Genomic DNA, 20,451 nt, shown 5'->3' on the forward strand with positions numbered 1-20,451 from the left:
CTCATTTGATTCGTGCGTCACGCTGCCTCGGGCTGCTTGCGAACAACGCGCACAACGCCCACAACGCGGAGGGACAGCCCGTCCTGACGTCGTCGCGCAGGGCTTACGTGTGACGTGCGCGCAGCAGATGGGGGGGCGCAATTCGATGTCGCCAGACCGTAAGTCAATCTGGGCTGACACTGTAGTGTAAGTTTGACTTGACGCATTGGGGCGTCGAGCCTACTGTTACTGCATGAGTCGCCCATCCCTTTCCGTAGTCGCCGAATTCCTCAAGCCCATCACCTGGTTTCCGCCGATGTGGGCTTTCGGGTGCGGTGTCGTTGCATCCGGATTGCCCGCTTCCGAGCGCTGGCAGGTCGTCGTGATCGGCATCCTGCTGGCCGGGCCGCTGGTCTGCGCCACCAGTCAAGCGGTCAACGACTGGTTCGACCGCCACGTCGACGCCATCAACGAACCCAACCGCCCGATACCGTCCGGTCGCATGCCCGGTTACTGGGGGCTCTACATCGCCATCGGCTGGACCGTGCTGTCATTGATGGTTGCCGCGACGCTGGGCGTCTGGGGCTTCGGTGCCGCCGTGGTCGGTCTGCTGCTGGCCTGGGCCTACAGCGCGCCGCCGTTCCGCCTGAAGCAGAACGGCTGGTGGGGCAATACCGCGTGCGCCATCTGTTACGAGGGGTTGGCCTGGGTCACCGGTGCCGCCGTGATGGCGGGCGGCGCCATGCCGGACATGCGCAGCCTGCTGCTGGCCGGTCTGTACAGCGCGGGTGCGCACGGCATCATGACGCTGAACGATTTCAAATCGGTCGAAGGTGATACCCGCATGGGCATCGGTTCGCTGCCGGTCAAGCTCGGTGTGGTGAACGCCGGCCGGGTTGCATGCCTGGTCATGGTGGTCCCGCAGCTGTTCGTCGTTGCCTTTCTTTCCCACTGGGGGGCCATGGGCCACGCGATGATGGTCGGGCTGCTGCTGGCAATACAGGTGATGCTGATGGTGCGCCTGCTCGACAGCCCGCGCGAACTCGCCCCCTGGTACAACGGCACCGGCATCACGCTGTACGTTGCCGGCATGCTGGTCAGCGCGTTCGCGCTGCGTGCGGTGGCGGAGGTCTGACATGACCCAACTCGGCTGGCTCGGCATCTTTCGTCTCGGTCTGGTCCAGACCGCGCTCGGCGCCATCGTGGTGCTGACCACATCGACGTTGAACCGCGTCATGGTGGTCGAACTGGCCCTGCCGGCGATGCTGCCGGGGGTGCTGGTCGCGCTGCACTACATGGTGCAGATGCTGCGTCCGCGCATGGGCCACGGATCCGACGTCGGCGGGCGGCGCACGCCGTGGATCATCGGCGGCATGGCAGTGCTCGCTGCCGGCGGCACGCTGGCGGCCGTCGCAACCGCCTGGATGGCGACCGAGCCGGTGGCCGGTGTGGTGCTGGCGGTCTTTGCCTTTCTGCTGATCGGTGCCGGCGTCGGCTCGGCCGGCACGTCGCTGCTGGTGCTGCTCGCCAAGCGGGTCGATCCTAGCCGCCGCGCCGCCGCGGCAACCGTGGTGTGGATGATGATGATCCTCGGTTTCGCACTGACGGCCGGCGTCACCGGAAAACTGCTCGACCCCTTCACCACGCTGCGATTGGTACAGGTCGTCGCAGCCACTTCGCTGATCGCTTTCGTCGTCGCGCTGCTCGCGGTGCGCGGTGTCGAAGGCGGCCTGACTGCGCCTCGCGCTGCCACCGATGTTGTGTCACCCAACCAGACCGCTATACCTTCCCGAACCCCATTTCGCGCTGCGCTCGCCCAGGTCTGGGGTGAGTCGCAAGCGCGTCTTTTTACAATATTCGTATTCGTATCGATGCTCGCCTACAGCGCGCAGGATCTGATACTCGAGCCGTTCGCCGGCACGGTGTTCGGCTACACGCCGGGCGAGTCCACCCAGTTGGCCGGGTTGCAGCACGGAGGCGTGTTCGCCGGCATGCTGCTGGTCGCCCTGATGGGCAGCGTGTTCGGCGGTCGGCAGATCGGCTCGCTGAAGGTATGGACGGTGGGCGGCTGCATCGCGTCGGCGCTTGCGCTGTTCGGTCTGGCTGCCGGCGGCTTCATGAGCGGCGACTGGCCGCTGCGCGAGACGGTTTTCGCGCTCGGTGTGGCCAATGGCGCCTTCGCCGTCGCCGCCATCGCTTCGATGATGAGTCTGGCCGGCGCCGGTGGTGCCGGTCGCGAGGGCGTGCGCATGGGTCTGTGGGGGGCTGCGCAGGCGATCGCATTCGGCCTCGGCGGCTTTGCCGGCACGGTGGCGATCGACATCACGCGCGCCTTCATCGAATCCCCGGGTTTTGCCTACGCACTGGTGTTTGCCTGCGAAGGCGTGCTGTTCGTCGTGTCTGCCGTCATGGCGCTGCGTATCGCCGGTGCGCCGGTGCCGCGTGCGGCGCGTGATCCGCTGGTGGCAGATCCGCCATTCATGTCCGGTATCGAAGGAAAGGCTTAGTCATGGCAAGCATGGAAAGTTTTGACGTGGTGGTGGTGGGCGGTGGACCCGCTGGTTCGACCGCAGCGACCGATCTGGCCCGTCTGGGTCATACCGTGCTGCTGCTCGATCGCGCCGGGCGCATCAAACCCTGTGGCGGGGCGATTCCTCCGCGACTGATCGAGGAATTCGCGATTCCCGACGAGCAGCTGGTTGCCAAGGCGCGATCGGCGCGGATGATTTCACCGTCCGGCCGCAAAGCCGACATGCCGATCGAGGGAGGCTTCGTCGGCATGGTCGATCGCGAGCAGTTCGACGAGTATCTTCGTTGCCGCGCCAGTCTGGCCGGTGCGCATCGTCGCACGGGGACCTTCGACCGGGTCGAGCGCGATGACGACGGCCGGGCCATCGTGCATTTCCGCAGCGATGAGGCCGAAGGCGGAACAGTGGGTGTGCGCGCCCGCGCCATCATCGGCGCAGACGGCGCTTTGTCGGCTGTGGGTCGCCAGTGCGTGCCCGGTGCCGACGAGGTGCCGTGCGTGTACGCGTATCACGAAATCGTCCGCTCACCGAAGCAGGACTTCGACGGCAGCCGCTGCGACGTGTACTACCAGGGCCAGCTGTCCCCCGATTTCTACGGCTGGGTCTTCCCGCACGGCGACACGACCAGCATCGGCACCGGTACGGCGACCAAGGGTTTTTCGATCCGCCAGGGCACCACCGCGTTGCGCGAGGCGGCCGGTCTGACCAGTGCCGAAACCATCCGCCGCGAGGGCGCTCCGATTCCGATGAAGCCGCTGCGCAAGTGGGACAACGGCCGCGATGTCGTGCTCGCGGGCGATGCCGCGGGTGTGGTCGCGCCCGCGTCCGGCGAGGGACTGTATTACGCGATGACCGGTGGCCGGCTGGCGGCTGAAGCGGTCGACAGCTTTCTCGAAACAGGTGATGCGCGTGCGCTGGCAACGGCTCGCAAGCGCTTCATGAAGGCGCACGGCCGAGTGTTCATGATTCTCGGCATCATGCAGCGCTTCTGGTACGCCAGCGACAAGCGGCGCGAACGTTTCGTGAGCATCTGTCGCGATCCGGACGTGCAGCACCTGACGTGGCAGGCCTACATGCACAAGAAGCTGGTCAAGGCGAAGCCGATGGCGCATGCGCGCATCTTCTTCAAGGATCTGGCTCACTTGTGCGGCATCGTATCGCCGTGAACACGATCGCCGCACCGCGCTGGCCGCCGGTCGTTGCGGCCGCTGTGGCGGCGTTGCTGGTGGCTGGTCTGGGCGCTGCGGCGACCGATCTGAGTCCATGGTACGAAGCCTTGCACAAGCCTGCCTGGCAACCGCCCGCGTGGCTGTTCGGCCCGGCCTGGACACTGATCTTCGGACTTGCTGCGATGGCCGGCGTACTCGGCTGGGTGCATGCGCCCGATGACAGTGCGCGGCGCCGGATGCTTTCCCTGTTTGCGCTCAATGGCGGGCTCAACGTGTTGTGGAGTGCGCTGTTCTTCCATTTCAAGCGGCCCGACTGGGCGCTGTATGAAGTCGGCCTGCTCTGGCTGTCGGTGGCCTGCCTGGCGCTGCATCTGCGCGCGTCATCGCGTACCGCGGCACGCCTTTTGTTGCCCTACCTTGCGTGGGTGGCCTTTGCGGCTGCGCTCAACTTTGCGGTGGTCGATCTGAATGCGCCATTCGTGGCACATTGACCGGATGGACATCGATGTTTTCGATCATTCATGTACTCGGACATGTATTTTTTAATGAGTTACCGTAGCATGCAAGGATGTGGTGTGAAGAAGTAAGGGGCACCGTCTTGTCGGACATGACATCAGGCCGCCGGCTCGGCTGCGCAATGGCGCGCGCCGCATGCGGAGAAAACTGATGCGGTTTGCGGGTGTTTCCGTGCAGGCTTCTGCGACCCGTCGATGTGACATGCCGTGCCCCCCGGTAGGCGCCGGGTTTTGCAATTCAAGCAGGTTCGCACGCTGTGCTTTGCGACTGCGTTCATCCGGTTCCGTACCATGAACAAGCTACCGAACGATCCGGGCGATCTGAGCGCATTCTCGGAGGTCGCTCCCGAACTGGCCGACATGCTGGTGTCGGTCACCAGTGACATTGCTCTCGTGCTCGACGACAAGGGCTTCATCCGCAGTGTGGCGCTGGGGGGTGCGGAGCCCGTCAGCGCGACCGCCAGCGAGTGGCTCGGCCGCCAACTGGTCGATACGGTGACGCGCGATACCCGTCGCAAGGTTGAAGAGCTGCTGCGTGAAGCCAATGTGGCAGGCGTGTCGCGCACACGTCACATCAATCATCCTTCCGCTGCCGGTGCCGACATTCCGGTTGCGTACACGGCGGTGCGTCTCGGGCAGTCCGGTCCGCTGCTGGTTGCCGGACGCGACCTGCGCGCGGTATCGGTCATGCAGCAACGCCTGGTCGACGCGCAGCAGTCGATGGAACGCGACTACTGGCGCATGCGCCAGGCTGAAACCCGCTATCGACTATTGTTCCAGATCGCCACCGACGCGGTCCTGATCATCGACGCCGACACCTTGCACGTGATCGACGCCAACCGCGCTGCGGCGCGCATGTTCGGATGTTCCGTGCAGGACATGCCGGGCCGTCAGGCCACCGACGGCGTCGCGCCTGCTTCGCTCGGCGCGCTGGAAGAACTGCTCGGCACGGTGCGCGTGTCGGGGCGCCCGGGCGAGGCCCATGTCACCCTGTCGGGACTTGGTGGCGCCATCCATGTATGGGTATCGCCGCTGCGCGGCGAAGGACAGAGCCTGCTGCTGCTGCGTGCCACACCTGATGGCAGTTCGCCGCTGACCGCACCCGATGACCCGTTGTTGCCCGAACTGATGCGCCTTACCCCGGACGCCATCGTGTTTACCAACGAACAGGGCATGTTGCTGAGCATGAACGCTGCGTTCGCCGAACTGGTGAAGATTTCGGCCGAGAAGGGCGTCCAGGGCCGTTCCCTCGGCGATTGGCTGGAACGCGACGGCGGTGGATTCACGAATCTTCTCGCCAGCGTGTGCCGCTCAGGCGTAAAACGCATGGGTGCGCGCCTGTGGGACGAGAAGGGCATGTCCACGGATAACGAACTGTCGGCCGTATTGATCCATAACGGAGATACGAACAGTATCGGTTTCATCATTCGCGTGGTGCAGCCGCGCGGTCCGGGTGCGCCGCACCCGGGCAGCGTGCACTGAACACCGCTCAGCCCGCGGTGGCGGGAGATCAGTGTTGAACGATCCGACATTCAGCCCGGCCTTCGGCCAGGCTGACCTTACCAACTGCGAACGCGAGCTCATCCATCTGGCCGGATCGATCCAGCCGCATGGTGTGCTGCTGGTCGTCCGCCGCACGGATGGCGTCATCGTCCAGGCGAGCGACAACGTCGCGCACTGGCTGGGCGTTGCCCATGACCAACTGCTCGGCCGTACGCTCGATGCGCTGGGCGGATCCCTCTCCCGGCGCGTTGCCGAACTGGCGGATGCGCTCGTTGCGGATGAACTGACCGCCTTTCACTGCGACGTCGGTGGAACGGGTGCCAGTGCCAGAGCGGTGTTCGAAGGCATGGCGCATCTCGGTCAGTCCGACACGGTGATCGTCGAACTGGAATCCGCCGAGTCCGATACCGAATCGATCGACGAGGAAGCGCAGGCGTTGCTCGCGTCGTCGGTACGGCGCTTCAGTGAGGCACTCAGCATCGCCGCGCTGTCGGATGCCGTGGTCCAGTCGGTCCGGGACCTGACCGGCTACGACCGCGTAATGGTGTACCGCTTCGACGACGAGGGCCACGGCGAAATCGTCGCCGAGGCACGCGATGCAAAGCTCGACCCCCTGCTCGGCCATCGCTATCCGGCGACCGACATCCCGCAGCGCGCGCGCGAGCTTTATGTGCGCAACCGGGTACGTGTGCTCGTCGATGCCAGCTACCAGCCGGCCGCCGTACTTCCGCGCCGCGTGCCGCACACCGGCGAAGAGCTCGACATGTCGAACTGCCATCTGCGCAGCATGTCGCCGTTGCACATCCAGTATCTGCAGAACATGGGCGTGACCGCCACCCTCGTGGTATCGCTCGTGCGCGAGGGCAAGCTGTGGGGGTTGATTGCCTGTCATCACTACTCGCCCAGGCACATCCGCTACGCACAGCGTGCGGCGGTCGATCTGCTGGCGGAAGTGGTATCGACGCGGATCGCCGCGATAGAGAACTACGTGCGCACCCAGGTCGACGTGCTGGTGCGCAGCCTTGAACTACGCCTGATCGAAGCCACCTCGACCGAAGGCGACTGGCGACTCGCCCTGGTGCGCAACCCGCGCACCTTGCTGCAACCGCTCGATGCGAGCGGCGCCGCACTGTTTCACGAAGGCGAGTTGCTGACCGTGGGCGAGGTGCCGTCGACCTCCGAACTGCGTGCGCTGTCGCGCTGGGTCGCGAGCGAAATGCAGCAGTCGCTGTTCAGCTGTGCGTCGGTCGCACGCGCGCATCCGCCGCTGGCCTCGCTGACACCGGTCGTGTGCGGCGTGCTGGCGATCGAACTGTCCTCTTCGGGGCAGGACTTCCTGATGTGGTTCCGGCGCGAACAATCCGCCACCATCATCTGGGCGGGCGATCCCGCCAAACCCGTGGTCGACAACGACCCGCTCACACTTTCGCCACGCCGCTCGTTTGCTGCCTGGTCGGAAATCGTGCGCGGCACGGGCGCGTCCTGGAGCCGTGCCGATCTCGCGCTCGCGCGCGCCATCGGTACCACTCTGCGCGACGTCATCCTGCAGACGCAGGCCGTGAGCCTGCTGATCGCGCAGCATCAGCTCGATCGCTTCCGCGGTGCCGTCGAAACATCGGACGAGCCGGTGCTGGTGGCCAATGCGCAGGGACGCGTGCTGTTCCAGAGCGTCGCGTTCGCAGCGCTGTTCAATACCTCGCCGCCCCGCGTACGCGCGCTCGACGACATGTGCGACCTGTTCGTCGTACCGGCGCAGGTGCGCGAAGTGATCGGCAATCTGATCCGCGAGCGCGATTCCTGGCGTGGCGAGTGGCAACTGCGGGCGGGCGCCGGACAGACCGTGGCGCTTGGGGTCAGGGCAGACACGATTCCAGGCGCCGGTGGATCGGTACTGGGTTACATCATCATCTTCACCGACCTGACCGATACCAAGCGCACGGAAGCTGCGCGGCGGCATCTCGAACAATCGCTCAGCGAAGCAGGACGTGCCGGCATCGGTCTGGATCCGGCGATGCCGCTGCGACGCGAACCGGACGAAGTGGTGGGCGCCATACTTGCCAACGCCAGTGTGGCTGCCATGGAGCTGACCGACACCGCCGCTTCGATTCCGGTGGCGACGCTCATCGAGGAACTGGAAGCCTCTGCGACGCGCGCTGCTGCGCTGTATGGCAAATTGCGCGCGTTCACGCGCGAGCTCGGGTAGTCGTCAGCAGACGGTGTGGATCAGCCGGGCAGCGCTGCAGCCAGTTCGTCGAACATCGTGATGTGCCGCCGGAAACCGGCTTGCGCTTCGGCCACCAGTGCATCGACCCGCGTCGCGTCCTGCGGCAGCGCGTCGAGTCCGTCGCGGTAGCGGCGGATCAGACTGCCCACTTCGCCGTCGAACGCGTAGAAGCGCGTACCGCGGCCATCCTGCAGCTGAAGTGCCGCGGACACCACACGCCCGAGCACCTGACCGCCGTGCAGATCACCCAGATGACGAACGTAGGAGTGCGCGGCAAGCAATGCCGGCTGATCGATCGACAGTGCCTTCAGGTGGTCGGCGTATTCGATCGCGGCCGCTGCGGGCGGGATGTCGTCTGACCAGCCTCTGCCGTGCAGCGCGCACAGGTCTTCGTGCAGCGCCGCCGTACGCGGCAGTTCCGGCAGGCAAAGCGGCGCAATGTCCGGCCGTCGGGCGTGCCGCGCCAGCCCGCTTTCGAGGGAGTCGTAGAGCAGGTGAAGGCTGCGCAGCAGACTGCAGTAGGCGCGTGTCTCGATGCGACCCTGCAGCAGCCGGGCCATCAGGCCGCTGCGTTCCGCATGCCGATGCAGCTGAGCGGTTTCAGTACGCAGGCGCGCTGCGAGACCGGCGGTGACAAAAACTCCATGCATCCGGAAATGATAACGTGCGCGGCCGGCACACCTGAGGAGGAAAAATGGCGGAATGGATGTCCGATGGACGATTGATCGATCTGATCGTGGTGCTCGTGCTGATTGAATGGCTGGCATTCGCCGCCTGGTATCGCCACACCGGGAAGGGCCTGTCGGGCGGCAGGCTGCTGCCCAATCTCGCGGCTGGGCTGTGCCTGATGCTGGCGCTGCGCTCGGCATTGACCGACGCATCGTGGATCTGGGTTGCGCTGTTCGTCGCACTGTCGGGCGTGGCGCATGTCGCCGACCTGTGGTGCCGCTGGCCGCGCCGGCCGGTCTGACCCGCGCGGAGCCTCTGTGGGTGCGACGGCCGGCGGGCGCCGGACCGTCGCCGTCGGCTTACTCCTTGCCGACCTGCCAGGCTTCGGCTGCCTGCGACACGATGGCGCCGCTCTCGGTATCGACTTCCAGCTTCACTTCCTTGCCGTCGGCGGTCCTGATGTCGAACTCGTAGGACGCCTTGCCGTCCGGTTCGATTTCGTACTCGACTTCGACGATCTCGCCCGGCGCCTTTTTCAGCGCGATTTCGCGTGCTTGTGCTTCGGTCACCTTGGCACCCGAAAACTTCGCGTGGTCCTTGGTCACTTCCTCTTCGATTTCAACCACCTTGCCGGTCTTGCCACTGCATTCGACGTCCCACGCCTTGCCATCGGCGGTTTCGATATCGAACTCGTAGACGTGGCCTTCACCTTCTTCCTTCTTCAATTCGACCTTGACGATAGTGCCGTCCTTGGCTTTCAGGGCCGCCTTCATGCAATTTTCAAAGCCGGCAGCAGTTTTCGGCGTGTCGGCCGCCTGGGTGGTGCCGGCAAAAGCCAGCAGGGCGACGGCGAGTGCAGTCAGTTTCATGAAATTCTCCTGAAGGATGGGTAAAGCCGGTCAGCATGTTGCGCTGCGACAATCGAAGTTTACCCAAGGTCGGGAGGAATTCCCGGAGTGGTGATGAAAAAGGGAATTCGTCCCGGATAAATCGGGAAAAATTCCCTGTATCAAATTGGCTGATGCAATGCATCAAACACTGTTGCGAAGCAGCAATCAGTCCCGGCCGCGACCGTTGCCCTGGCCCTTGCCGTGCGGCCCCTTGTCGGGCTTGCCGCCACGGCGATCGTCATCGTGGTCGTGATGATCGCCATGCCGGTCGTCGTGGCGCGACGGGCCACCGCGACTGCGTTCCCGTTCCTGGTAGCGCGGCACATAGACCGTGTTGTACCAGCTGTCCTGCACGAAATAGACCGGCCGGCCGCAGGCATCGTAGCGACCGCAGTGCTTGCGCCAGTTCTTTGCATGACCCGGCGGGACATGCAGGTAGACGGGCGGTGCAGCCACCGGTCCGCGCACGATGATCCGGGGTTCCGCATAGATCAGGCGCGGTCTCGGAAAATCGCCGATATCGATATGGCCGTAGAAGCCCGGCTGTCCGATCGTGACGGAAACGCCCACATCGGTCGCCAGGGCGGATGAGGCTGACGCGGCGAGCGCGGCAGCCAGCAATAGAGTCTTCATGATGTACGGGTCCTGTAGTGATCGTGCTTCGTTAACGATCGTGCAGGCGCAACGGCCGTCCGGCTTTTGTTGTTCACCTGCTTCAATTCGTAACCGGCGAGCGACATGCGGTTTTCGAACTGCGGCGCACAGTGTGTTCCAAGCGCCCGCTTCAGGCTGTAGGACAGGAAGAGGGGTCTGTGCGGCGCGCACTCACGCTGCAATCCGCAACACGTGGACACCTTTGCGCCAAAGTGTGTATCGGTGGCAAGTGTTGAATTTGTCGCTCATTGCTTCATGCGCGAAGTGCGTAGTCTCGGCCCATGCAGATTACGGATCAGAGGCCTTCATGAAACAACCGCTCATCAACACCCTACGTAGCTCGCTGGCTCTCGCGCTGATGGCTGCGCTGCCCGCACAGGCGGAACCGATTCTGGTCACCGGCTGGGCGTCGCCCGGGCCGGCAGCCATTGTCCGGATTTCGAATGCGGTGCCTGCCGTGGATTCACGAGTGTATGCCGGCGCATTCGCAACGCTCGAAAGCGGCAGCAACACCTTCGCGTCGTGGTGCATCGACATCTTCCAGCGCACACAGATCGGCGCCACGGTGACCAATTTTTCACAGGTCACCGGTGAAGCCTTCTTCGGCGCACAGACCACGCGCTTCGATCAACTCGGTCAGCTGGCCACGCTGGCCTACGCCGATGCGTTGAGCAGCATCACGCACGCCGCGGCCTTCCAGCTCGCAATCTGGGAAATCACCAACGAAACCAGCGGTACGCTCAATGTTGGCGGCGGCAGTTTCAAGGCCTCCAATGCCAACGACGCCATGGTGCTCGCACAAAGCTGGCTTGATGCATTGCCCGATGAGTCGCTGTACGGCTTCAACGTCTGGACAAGCAGCACACATCAGGATCTGGTCGTGTTCGACATGCTTCCGCCTCGCCTGCCGCAACCCGCGCAAGGCATCCCGGAACCGGGCAGTCTGGCGCTGGCCGCGCTGGGCTTTGGTGCGCTGTTCGCCGCGCGCCGTCGCAAGTCGTTCAGCGCTGCCGTCTGAGGCTGAACTGCGCCAGCGCGCGGGCGGTGTGCGAATGCTCCAGATGCGCCGCCTGCGCGACCAGCGCTTCCGGTGAGCCGGCGGTCACCACTTGACCGCCGCCGCCGCCGCCTTCCGGACCGAGGTCGATGATCCAGTCGGCTTCGGCCATCAGGTCCAGATCGTGTTCGATCACCACCACGCTGTGACCGGCATCGACCAGCCGGTGCAGTACCCCGATCAGCTTTGCGATGTCGGCCATGTGCAGGCCGGTCGTCGGTTCGTCCAGCACATAAAGCGTGTGCGGATTACCGCGCCCGCGACGTGCGTTTGCCGGGTCGGTGGCATCGGCCGGTGACTTGGCCAGCTCGGTGACCAGTTTCATGCGCTGCGCCTCGCCGCCGGACAGCGTCGGACTGTGCTGCCCCAGCGTCAGATAACCCAGCCCCACTTCCTGCATCAGCCTGAGCGTCGCCGACAGCGTGCGGTGCGCGGCAAAGAACTCCACCGCTTCGTCGACACTCATCGCCAGCACATCGGATATCGACTTGCCGCGCCAGATGACCGCGCGCGTTTCGCTGTTGAAGCGCGCGCCGCCGCAGGCTTCGCAGGGCACCCGCACGTCGGGCAGGAAGGACATTTCGATCTGTCTCAGCCCCTGGCCTTCGCACAGCGTGCACCGGCCGGGCCCGGTGTTGAATGAAAAGCGCGCGGCGGTGAAGCCGCGTTCGCGCGCATCCTGCGTTTCGGCGTAGATCTTGCGGATGCCGTCCCAGAAGCCGATGTAGGTGGCCGGGCAGGAGCGCGGCGTCTTGCCGATGGGCGTCTGGTCAACCTCGAGCACGCGGCCGAGTGCCCCCCAGCCTTCGATGTCCGCGCAGCCGATGCAGTCGTCGTCGTGGCCGGCCAGCTTCGCCGCGACGTTGTCGCGCAGCACATCGCGCGCCAGCGACGACTTGCCGGAACCTGATACGCCGGTCATCACGACCAGCCGGCCAAGCGGCACGCGCACGTCCATGCCCTTCAGGTTGTGCAGTCTCGCCGCGCGCACGAAGAGCGAAGGCGTGTCGTCCCCGACCGGACGCCGCGGCACGAAACTGTGCGGCAGCGGGCGCGCGAGGTACTGGCCGGTAATCGACTTCGGCTGCCGCGCCAGCACCGACGCGTGGCCCTGCGCGATCACTTCGCCGCCCAGCCGGCCGGCGCCGGGGCCGAGATCGATCACGTGGTCGGCACGCAGGATGGTGTCCTCGTCGTGCTCGACCACCAGCAGCGTATTGCCCTTGTCGCGCAGCTTCACCAGCGTGTCGAGCAGCACCTGGTTGTCGCGCGGATGCAGGCCGATGGTCGGCTCATCCAGCACGTAACACACGCCGCGCAGGTTCGAGCCCAACTGCGCGGCCAGCCGGATGCGCTGCGCCTCGCCGCCGGACAGCGTCGGTGCAGCGCGATCCAGCGACAGATAGCCGAGTCCGACTTCGCTCAGGAAATGCAGCCGGCTGTTCAGTTCGCTGACCACATCACGCGCAATGTCGGCGTCACGTCCCGCCAGCGTCCACGTGCCGATCGCCGCCGACAGCGTGCTGACGGGTTGCGCCGTGAGCTGCGCGATCGACTGGCCGAACAGCTTCACATGGCGCGCCACCGGGTTCAGCCGTTCGCCGTCGCAGGCCGGGCAGGCTTCCGGCTCGTCCTGCTGCCACTCGTTCCAGGTCGCCTCTTCACCCGTCTGTTCCGCGTCGAAACCGGTCAGTTTCAGACCGGTTCCCATGCACTTCGCACACCAGCCGTGTTTCGAATTGAACGAGAACAGCCGCGGGTCGAGTTCCGAGAAACCGGTGCCGCAGCTCGGACAGGCGCGCTGGGTCGAATACACCTCGACCGTCGGCGCCGGCGCGTCAGGCTGACCCAGCCGGTCCAGCGGCGCCAGCAGGTGCAGCACGCCCTTGCCATGTTCGAGCGACTGGCGCACCGCGTCGCGCAGCGTCTTTTCGTCGCGCTCGCTGACCACGAAATCGCGGATCGGCAGTTCTATCGTGTGTTCCTTGAAGCGATCCAGCCGCGGCCAGGGCGAGGTCGGCAGGAATTCGCCGTCCACCCGCAGATGCGTGTGGCCGTGCGACTTTGCCCAGCGCGCCAGTTCGGTGTAATAGCCCTTGCGGCTGATCACCAGCGGCGCCAGCAGGCCGATGTGCTGGCCGCGCCGCTCGCGCAGGATGCGCGCCACCATGGCGTCCTCGGTCTGCGGCGCGATCGCACAGCCGCAGTCCGGGCAGTGCTGCACGCCCAGCTTCACGTACATGAGGCGCAGGAAGTGGTAGATCTCGGTCTGCGTCGCCACCGTGCTCTTGCGGCCACCGCGGCTGGTGCGCTGCGCGATCGCCACGGCCGGCGGAATGCCGAACACGCCGTCGACGTCCGGCTTGCTTTCCGGCTGCACGAACTGGCGCGCGTAGGCATTCAGCGATTCGAGATAGCGGCGCTGGCCTTCGCCGAACACGATGTCGAACGCCAGCGTCGACTTGCCCGAGCCGGACACGCCGGTCACCACGGTGAAGCGGTCGCGCGGAATGTCGACCTCGATGTTCTTCAGGTTGTGCTCGCGCGCGCGGTGCACCACGATGCTGTGGGCGGCGCGGGCGCGCAGCGCGCTGTGCGCGGCATCGGTCGGCTCGGCAGCCGGCACCTCGCGCACGCCCGGGCCGAAGGTGTCGGTGATGCGGTATTCGGCGAGCGCCCGTCCGGTGTGCGAGGCGGCGCAGGCGACGATCTGCGCCGGCGTGCCTTCGAACACGAGCTGACCGCCGTCCTCGCCGGCTTCCGGGCCGAGGTCGATCAGCCAGTCGGCGGCGGCGATCACATCGAGATTGTGTTCGATCACCAGCACCGTGTGGCCGGCATCCAGCAGTTTCGAGAAGGCGCCGAGCAGTCGCGCGATGTCATCGAAATGCAGGCCGGTGGTCGGCTCGTCGAGCAGGAACAGCTTGCTGCCGGCGGCCCTGTTCTTCTTCGTCGTGGCGGCCTCGGCGAGGAAGCCGGCCAGCTTCAGCCGCTGCGCCTCACCGCCGGACAGCGTCGGCACCGGCTGGCCCAGCGTCACGTAGTCGAGGCCGACATCGACCAGCGCCTGCAGGCCGGCCATCGCGCTGTCTGCGTAGCGACGGAGTTTGGGTTCAAGGTCGGCGAGGTCGCGCAGCCAGTCCAGCGCATCGCGCACCGTCATCGCCAGCAGGTCGGAAATGCTGCGGCCGTCGAGCGTGATTTCGCGCACTTCGGCGCGGTAGCGCGTGCCGTTGCAGTCCGCGCAGCGCAGATACACGTCGGACAGGAACTGCATTTCGACGTGTTCGAACCCGGTGCCACCGCAGGTCGCGCAGCGCCCCTTGCCGGCGTTGAACGAAAAGGTGCCGGCGGTGTAGCCGCGTTGCTTTGCCTCGGCCTGCAGTGCGAACAGTTCGCGCATCGGGTCGAACGCACCGACGTGCGTGACCGGATTCGAACGCGCGCTCTTGCCGATGGCGGACTGGTCCACCATCACCACGTCGGCAATCTGCCCGACCCCTTCCAGCGCGTCGTGCTCGCCCGCGCTTTCGGTCGGTCGGCCGAAGTGCTTCAGCAGCGCCGGATACAGCACATCCTGGATCAGCGTGGATTTGCCCGAACCGGAAACGCCGGTCACGGCGACCAGATGGCCGAGCGGGATCGCGATGTCGATCCGCTTCAGGTTATGCGCCCGGGCGCCGACCAGCCTGAGCGCCGGACCGGTGGTCTTCACCGCCCGCCGGGTCGCGAGCGCGGCATCGACCGTGCGACGCCCGGCAAGGTAGTCGGCAGTCAGCGTGCTGGCCGTCGCGATGGCGGCCGGCGGGCCGTCAAACACCACTTCGCCGCCGCGCGAACCGGCGCCCGGGCCGATGTCCAGCAAGCGGTCGGCATGGCGCATGATCTGCGGATCATGCTCGACCACGACCAGCGTGTTGCCGGCGTCCTTGAGGCGCCGCATCACGCCGATCACGCGTTCCATGTCGCGCGGGTGCAGTCCGATCGATGGCTCGTCCAGCACGAACAGCGTATTCACCAGCGAAGTGCCGAGTGCCGTCGTGAGGTTGATGCGCTGCACCTCGCCACCGGACAGCGTGCGTGACTGGCGGTCGAGGTTCAGGTAGCCGAGGCCCACGGTGCACAGATAGCCCAGCCGGGTGCGGATTTCCGCCAGCAGCTCTTCGGTCGCGGTATCGAGCGGCGGCGGCAGCCTGAGCGCATCCATCATGGCGCGCAGCCGGGAGGCCGGCCACTGCATCACGTCGTGGATGCCGTGCCCTTCGATCTTCCACAGCGCGGCATCCGGCTTGAGCCGGCTGCCGCCGCAGGCGGTGCAGGGGGTGTAGGCGCGGTAGCGCGACAGCAACACCCGGATGTGCATCTTGTAGGCCTTGGTTTCCAGCCACTCGAAGAAGTGGCGTACGCCATACCAGATGCCGGGCCACGATTTCTGCCAGGTCTTCCACTTCACATCGCCTTCGAGTACCCAGCGGCGATGTTCGGCGCTCAGTTCGGCGAAAGGCACGTCCATCGGCACGCCGTGTTTCGCGGCCATCTTTTCCAGATCGGTCTGGCATTCGTTGTACGACTCGGTCTGCCACGGTTTGATCGCGCCACCGGCGAGTGTCTTGCGCTCGTCCGGAACGACCAGTCCGAAGTCGATGCCGATGACGCGCCCGAAACCGCGGCAGGTTTCGCAGGCGCCGAGTGGCGAGTTGAACGAGAAGTGCGCCGGCAGCGCCGGGCTGTAAGCAATGTCGCACTCGGCGCAGTGCAGGCGGTTGGAAAACGCCCAGCGCGCGGCGGTGGCGCCTTCGGCATCGAGCACCTGCACGTGCATGACGCCCTGACCGAGTCGCAGCGCGGCTTCGACTGCCTCGGCCACGCGCGCACCTTCGGCGCTGGCCGCGCGAAAGCGGTCCTGCACCACTTGCAGCGTGCTGCCGTCGCGCGCGTGGATGCGCGTGTAGCCCTGACGTTCCAGCCAGCCGTGGATTTCGGCGTCGCTGAAATTGTCCGGTACGGTGACCGGCGCCGTGACGACCAGGCGCGGGTCGCCCGCGTCGGCTGCGCGGGCATTGACCTGCCGCGCGATGTCGTCGGCCGACTGTTCATGCACCGGCTGGCCGCAGCCACGGCAGTGCAGCGTGGCGGTGCGCGCGAACAGCAGCTTCAGGTGATCGTTCAGTTCGGTCATCGTGCCGACCGTCGAGCGCGAGGTGCGCACCTGATTGCTCTGGTCGATCGCGATGGCCGGTGGCACGCCGGAGATCGAATCGACCTGCGGCGCATCCATGCGATCGAGGAATTGCCGCGCGTACGGAGAAAAGGTTTCGACATAGCGCCGCTGGCCTTCGGCGTACAGCGTGTCGAATACCAGCGAGGACTTGCCGGAACCGGACACACCGGTCACCACGGTCAGCAGGCCGAGCGGGAAATCGACATCGATGTTCTTCAGGTTGTTCTGCCGCACGCCACGCAGGCGGATGGCGTCGTTCGGCGCGAGGCCGACGGGTCGATAGCTTGGGTGCGTCACGGGCGGGCGGTCTGGCGGGAGAGGTTTTCAGGTTGAAGGGTATCAGCGCTCGGGGCGGGCCGCAGCAGCGTGTCTGCGTCAGGCGCTCACGGCCGCAGGAAAGCCGGCAGTTCCGCCGCGTCGCCCTTCCAGAATGGCGTGTTCCGGGCCGCTTCGATGTCGGCGTCCAGCCATTCGACTGGAATCGCGTAGCGCTTCTCGCCCGGCGTGCTCGAGATGAAGGCGAGCAGGCCGATCAGTTCGCCTTCGTTGTTGAACAGTCCGCCGCCGCTGTCGCCGATCACGAAGGGCACGCTGGTTTCGATCACCGCGCCGCCGTCCATCGGGTGCAGCGCGCTCACCTCACCGATCATCAGGCGGACGTCGTTGCCGTAGGCGCCGCTGAAGGCCAGCAGGCGATCACCGGTTTTCAGGTCCTTGCTGCGCGCGAGTTTCGCCGCCGGGGCCGCGAGGCCGGGTGCGGCCAGCACGCACAGATCGCGCGCGCGGTCCTGCCGGGCGAGGCTGGCCGGTGAGGCGACGTACTTGTAGCTCACCTTGATTTCGGTTGCGCCCTCGACAACGTGACAGGCGGTCGCCACGCGTTCGCCCGGCAGCACGACGCCGCTGCCGACCGACACGGACCCGTCGGGCTGAGTGGCCAGTATGCGCATCGTGGTCTGGATGGCCGTGGCGATGCCCTGGGCCAAAGCCCCCGTGCTGCACGTCAGGCAGGCGAGAAGGATGATCAGATTCTTCATGGCAACTCCGCTGGATTCGGTGTGTCTCGGACTTGAGGCGCTGCGCTTGGTTGCACCGGGGTGGCATTCTGTACCGTACAGAATGGTATGGTCGAAGCGGATTTCAGTTCGGGAGAGCAGGCATGCGGATGTCGATCAACGTCCAGATTCTGGTGGGTGCGGGGGCCGGCGTGGCGCTTGGCGTGCTGTTGGGCGCGCTGCCGGCGGATGCGGCGCTGCGCGTACAGGGGCTGTACGTCGCGTCGCTCGTCGGCGGGCTGTTCATTGCACTGCTCAAGATGGTGCTGGTGCCGCTGGTGTTCTCGTCCATCGTGGTCGGCATCGCCGGTCTGCGCAAACAGCAGAACATGCAGCGCGTATGGGTCACCACCTTGCTGTTCTACCTGCTCACGCTGGTCATTGCAGTCGTGCTGGGTCTGATGGCGGCCAATATCTTCCGGCCCGGCGCCGACATGCAGGTCGAAATGTTCGCTGATGCGATGGCGGCGTTCGAAGCCAAGCGCCTGCCGTTCCCGGAGTTCCTGACGCAATTCGTTACCGGCCTGTTCCAGAATCCTTTCGCCTCGCTGGCCCAGGGCGCGATCGTGCCGCTGGTGGTGTTTGCATTGATCCTCGGTGTGGCGCTGGTGCAGGGCGGCGAACGCTACGCGATGATCAACCGGCTGATGGAAGAACTGCTCGACCTGTCGCTGAAGCTCGTCGGCTGGGTCATGGTGCTGGCACCGTACGGGGTCGCTGCGCTGCTCGCGCGCCTCATTGCCACACAGGATGTCGCCCTGCTCGGCACCATGCTCACTTTCGTGCTGGTCGTGCTCGGCACCACGCTGTTCCACGGCGTGGTCGTGCTGCCCGGCCTGCTGTGGCTGATCGCCCGCGTCAGTCCGCTGGCGCTGTGGCGCGGCGGTCGCGAATCGCTGATCACCGCCTTCGCGACCAGCTCCAGCGCGGCGACCATGCCGATCACGCTGCGGGTGGTCGAGAAGAATTTCGGTGTGCGACCGGCCACGGCGGGGTTCGTGGTGCCGGTCGGCACCACGATGAACATGGATGGTACGGCGCTGTACGAAGCAGCGGCGGCGCTGTTCATTGCCAATCTGGTCGGCATCGAACTGAGTCTGGGCCAGCAGGTCGTCGTGTGTTTCATGTCGATGCTGGCCGCCGTCGGTGCGCCCGGCATTCCGAGCGCCGGCATGGTGACGATGGCCATGGTGCTGCAGTCGGTCGGTCTGCCGGTGGAGGCGATCGCCATCCTGCTGCCGATCGACCGCCTGCTCGATGCGGTGCGCACGACCGTGAATGTCGAAGGCGACATCGTCGGCAGCATTGTCGTCGAGGCCCTCAACCCGCCGACAGCCGATGCAACGGCCGTGGCGCAGCAGCAAACCCTGCCGACCCGGACCTGAGTGCATGTCGATGGATTCGCCCCCCGCCCCTGAAGCCCGGGTCGATGCCCCGGCATCGCGCCTGCGCATCGACCCGACGCTGCAGTTCATGCTGATGATCGGTGTCGCGGTGCTTACCGCTGCACTTGCCTACGCGCTGAGCAGTCCGCGCAATCCGCTCGCCTGGCAGTGGGGCGTGCTGGCCGGCCTCGCCGGCTTCGGCGCGACCGCGATCGGTGCGGCAGCTGCGCTGGGCCTTCGTTCGCTCGGTCAGCGGGGAGCGGACATCCGGCTCGGCTTTGGCGCCGGCATGATGCTGGCGGCTTCGTCGTTTTCGCTCATCCTGCCCGGGCTGGACGCGGGCGAGTCGTTGACCGGCTCGCCCGCCCTGGGTGCAGCAGTGGTCGTGACCGGCACGGGGATCGGCGTCTGGCTGATGATGGTGCTCGACGCGCTCACGCCGCAATGTGGCTGTTCGTCAATGCAATCGCATTGCACAACCTGCCGGAAGGCATGGCGATGGGCGTGTCCTTTGCTCAGGCCGACATGGCGGTCGGGCTGCCGCTGTCGACCGCGATTGCGATTCAGGATATTCCGGAGGGCCTGGCGGTTGCGGTGGCACTGCGGGGGGTAGGCATGTCGCCGCGGAAGGCGGTGGGCGTTGCCGCGCTGAGCGGTTCCATGGAGCCGCTCGGCGCGATGATCTTCGTCGTGTCACACGAGGTGATACCGGAAACCCATCGCAACGGCCATCAACGGGCCGCCACGCTGGGCCCGATGGCGGGCTTCATGGTCATGATGGTGCTCGACACGACGCTGGGCTGACCGACTGCCAGCTCACTGCACCGTGCACGAGGCGTCGGCGTCGCTGCCCAGTCCGGTGCTGCCACCCAGCCCGCCCGGCCCGGGTCGCGCCGCGGTGGACGACGGCAAGGCCTTGTCCAGCCCGGGGTTTTCGGACAGCGTTGCCGGCGCGCTGTCCTTGCTCGACACGACACCGGCCTGACCGACTTCGAACGTTTTCGATCCGGCATCGTTCTTCACTTCGATGCTGCCTTCCTCGACGTCGAACACCAGCGCCGGTTCGCCCGGCTTGCGGTCCTTGGCTTCTTCCAGCGCCTTGATGCAGGCCGGATCTTCCTTTTCCGCCTCATCGCACAGCAGCATGCCGAAGCGCGTGCCGCGGATGCCGATGGTGGCGGTGACCGTGCTGGCGCGGTAGCCCTCGCGGTTGCGCTTGCCGATCAATCCGGTCACGGCACGCAGGCCGCCCTTGAGCAGGCTGTACAGCAGGCTGTCCTTTTCCGGCTTGGCTTCGTCGAAGGCGAAACCATCGATCTTCACCTTGCTGCGCGGGCGCAGCGCCAGCGAGGAACCGTCACCGAATTCGATGCGCGCCACCGTGCTCTTTTCGGTCGTGATCACGTCGCCGTTGTAGATCGACGAATCGCGCCCGAGGATGCGCGTCTTGTTGTCGGGCGTCTGCACGTACATCGTGCCCGACACATAGCTGACGCGACCCGCAGTGGGCACCGGTGTGGCTTGCGGATCTTCGGCCTGGGCCAACGGCACCACGACGAGTGCTGCGGCAATGGCGCTGAAATGACGTGCGTGAGACATGAC

The 20,451-nt window shown here is 65.8% G+C and carries 16 protein-coding genes; 10 read left to right on the forward strand and 6 right to left on the reverse strand.

From position 1 onward, the window contains the following. Nucleotides 1-232: 232 nt before the first annotated feature. From chlG to ACTIFF_RS00600, 6 genes are all read left to right on the forward strand, one after another. Entirely contained in the window at nucleotides 233-1,114 is an 882-nt protein-coding gene (gene chlG, locus ACTIFF_RS00575; protein ID WP_439535067.1) for a chlorophyll synthase ChlG, read from the forward strand. A gap of 1 nt (nucleotide 1,115) precedes the next feature. Then, a complete protein-coding gene (locus ACTIFF_RS00580) occupies nucleotides 1,116-2,486 on the forward strand; it encodes a BCD family MFS transporter (RefSeq protein ID WP_439535068.1) in 1,371 nt (456 codons plus the stop codon). 2 nt (nucleotides 2,487-2,488) lie between these two features. Beyond that, on the forward strand, nucleotides 2,489-3,673 hold the full coding sequence (locus tag ACTIFF_RS00585; protein ID WP_439535069.1) for a geranylgeranyl diphosphate reductase: 1,185 nt from the start codon (nucleotides 2,489-2,491) through the stop codon (nucleotides 3,671-3,673). Next, a complete protein-coding gene (locus ACTIFF_RS00590) occupies nucleotides 3,670-4,167 on the forward strand; it encodes a TspO/MBR family protein (RefSeq protein WP_439535070.1) in 498 nt (165 codons plus the stop codon). The genes ACTIFF_RS00585 and ACTIFF_RS00590 overlap by 4 nt, the downstream gene beginning before the upstream one ends. A gap of 315 nt (nucleotides 4,168-4,482) precedes the next feature. Beyond that, complete coding sequence (ppsR, locus tag ACTIFF_RS00595) at nucleotides 4,483-5,673, forward strand: transcriptional regulator PpsR (protein WP_439535071.1); 1,191 nt, start codon at nucleotides 4,483-4,485, stop codon at nucleotides 5,671-5,673. Between the two features lie 34 nt (nucleotides 5,674-5,707). Then, nucleotides 5,708-7,897 (forward strand): GAF domain-containing protein, encoded by a 2,190-nt coding sequence (locus ACTIFF_RS00600; protein WP_439535072.1) that lies wholly within the window; start codon nucleotides 5,708-5,710, stop codon nucleotides 7,895-7,897. Between the two features lie 20 nt (nucleotides 7,898-7,917). On the opposite strand, the gene ACTIFF_RS00605 is transcribed toward ACTIFF_RS00600, so the two are convergent. Next, entirely contained in the window at nucleotides 7,918-8,685 is a 768-nt protein-coding gene (locus ACTIFF_RS00605) for a heme oxygenase (biliverdin-producing) (RefSeq protein WP_439535073.1), read from the reverse strand. Between ACTIFF_RS00605 and ACTIFF_RS00610 the strand changes: the two genes are divergently transcribed. Further along, a complete protein-coding gene (locus ACTIFF_RS00610; protein ID WP_439535074.1) occupies nucleotides 8,613-8,888 on the forward strand; it encodes a hypothetical protein in 276 nt (91 codons plus the stop codon). The two genes, ACTIFF_RS00605 and ACTIFF_RS00610, sit on opposite strands and share 73 nt — an antisense overlap. A 58-nt stretch (nucleotides 8,889-8,946) precedes the next feature. Here ACTIFF_RS00610 and ACTIFF_RS00615 read toward each other — a convergent pair whose 3' ends face one another. Together ACTIFF_RS00615 and ACTIFF_RS00620 are read right to left on the reverse strand one after the other, a co-directional pair. Then, nucleotides 8,947-9,456 carry a PepSY domain-containing protein gene (locus tag ACTIFF_RS00615; RefSeq protein WP_439535075.1) on the reverse strand — a complete coding sequence of 170 codons (510 nt, stop codon included), beginning with the start codon at nucleotides 9,454-9,456 and terminating at the stop codon, nucleotides 8,947-8,949. A 186-nt stretch (nucleotides 9,457-9,642) separates the two neighbouring features. Then, complete coding sequence (locus ACTIFF_RS00620) at nucleotides 9,643-10,110, reverse strand: hypothetical protein (RefSeq protein ID WP_439535076.1); 468 nt, start codon at nucleotides 10,108-10,110, stop codon at nucleotides 9,643-9,645. Between the two features lie 328 nt (nucleotides 10,111-10,438). On the opposite strand from ACTIFF_RS00620, the gene ACTIFF_RS00625 reads away from it, so the two are divergent. Beyond that, nucleotides 10,439-11,149, forward strand: coding sequence for a PEP-CTERM sorting domain-containing protein (locus ACTIFF_RS00625; protein WP_439535077.1), 711 nt, complete (start codon nucleotides 10,439-10,441; stop codon nucleotides 11,147-11,149). Here ACTIFF_RS00625 and uvrA read toward each other — a convergent pair. After that, nucleotides 11,133-16,706: an excinuclease ABC subunit UvrA gene (uvrA, locus tag ACTIFF_RS00630; protein ID WP_439535078.1), complete on the reverse strand. Its 5,574-nt coding sequence runs from the start codon at nucleotides 16,704-16,706 to the stop codon at nucleotides 11,133-11,135. The two genes, ACTIFF_RS00625 and uvrA, sit on opposite strands and share 17 nt — an antisense overlap. An 86-nt stretch (nucleotides 16,707-16,792) precedes the next feature. Continuing rightward, a complete protein-coding gene (locus ACTIFF_RS00635) occupies nucleotides 16,793-17,446 on the reverse strand; it encodes a S1 family peptidase (RefSeq protein WP_439535079.1) in 654 nt (217 codons plus the stop codon). A 122-nt stretch (nucleotides 17,447-17,568) separates the two neighbouring features. On the opposite strand from ACTIFF_RS00635, the gene ACTIFF_RS00640 reads away from it, so the two are divergent. Further along, nucleotides 17,569-18,849 carry a dicarboxylate/amino acid:cation symporter gene (locus tag ACTIFF_RS00640; RefSeq protein ID WP_439535080.1) on the forward strand — a complete coding sequence of 427 codons (1,281 nt, stop codon included), beginning with the start codon at nucleotides 17,569-17,571 and terminating at the stop codon, nucleotides 18,847-18,849. A 444-nt stretch (nucleotides 18,850-19,293) separates the two neighbouring features. Then, nucleotides 19,294-19,653 carry a ZIP family metal transporter gene (locus ACTIFF_RS00645; RefSeq protein WP_439535081.1) on the forward strand — a complete coding sequence of 120 codons (360 nt, stop codon included), beginning with the start codon at nucleotides 19,294-19,296 and terminating at the stop codon, nucleotides 19,651-19,653. 12 nt (nucleotides 19,654-19,665) lie between these two features. Here ACTIFF_RS00645 and ACTIFF_RS00650 read toward each other — a convergent pair whose 3' ends face one another. Next, entirely contained in the window at nucleotides 19,666-20,448 is a 783-nt protein-coding gene (locus ACTIFF_RS00650) for a FecR family protein (protein ID WP_439535082.1), read from the reverse strand. Nucleotides 20,449-20,451 lie beyond the last annotated feature (3 nt).

Origin of the sequence: Methyloversatilis sp. (genome assembly GCF_051861465.1) — a bacterium.
GTDB lineage: Bacteria > Pseudomonadota > Gammaproteobacteria > Burkholderiales > Rhodocyclaceae > Methyloversatilis.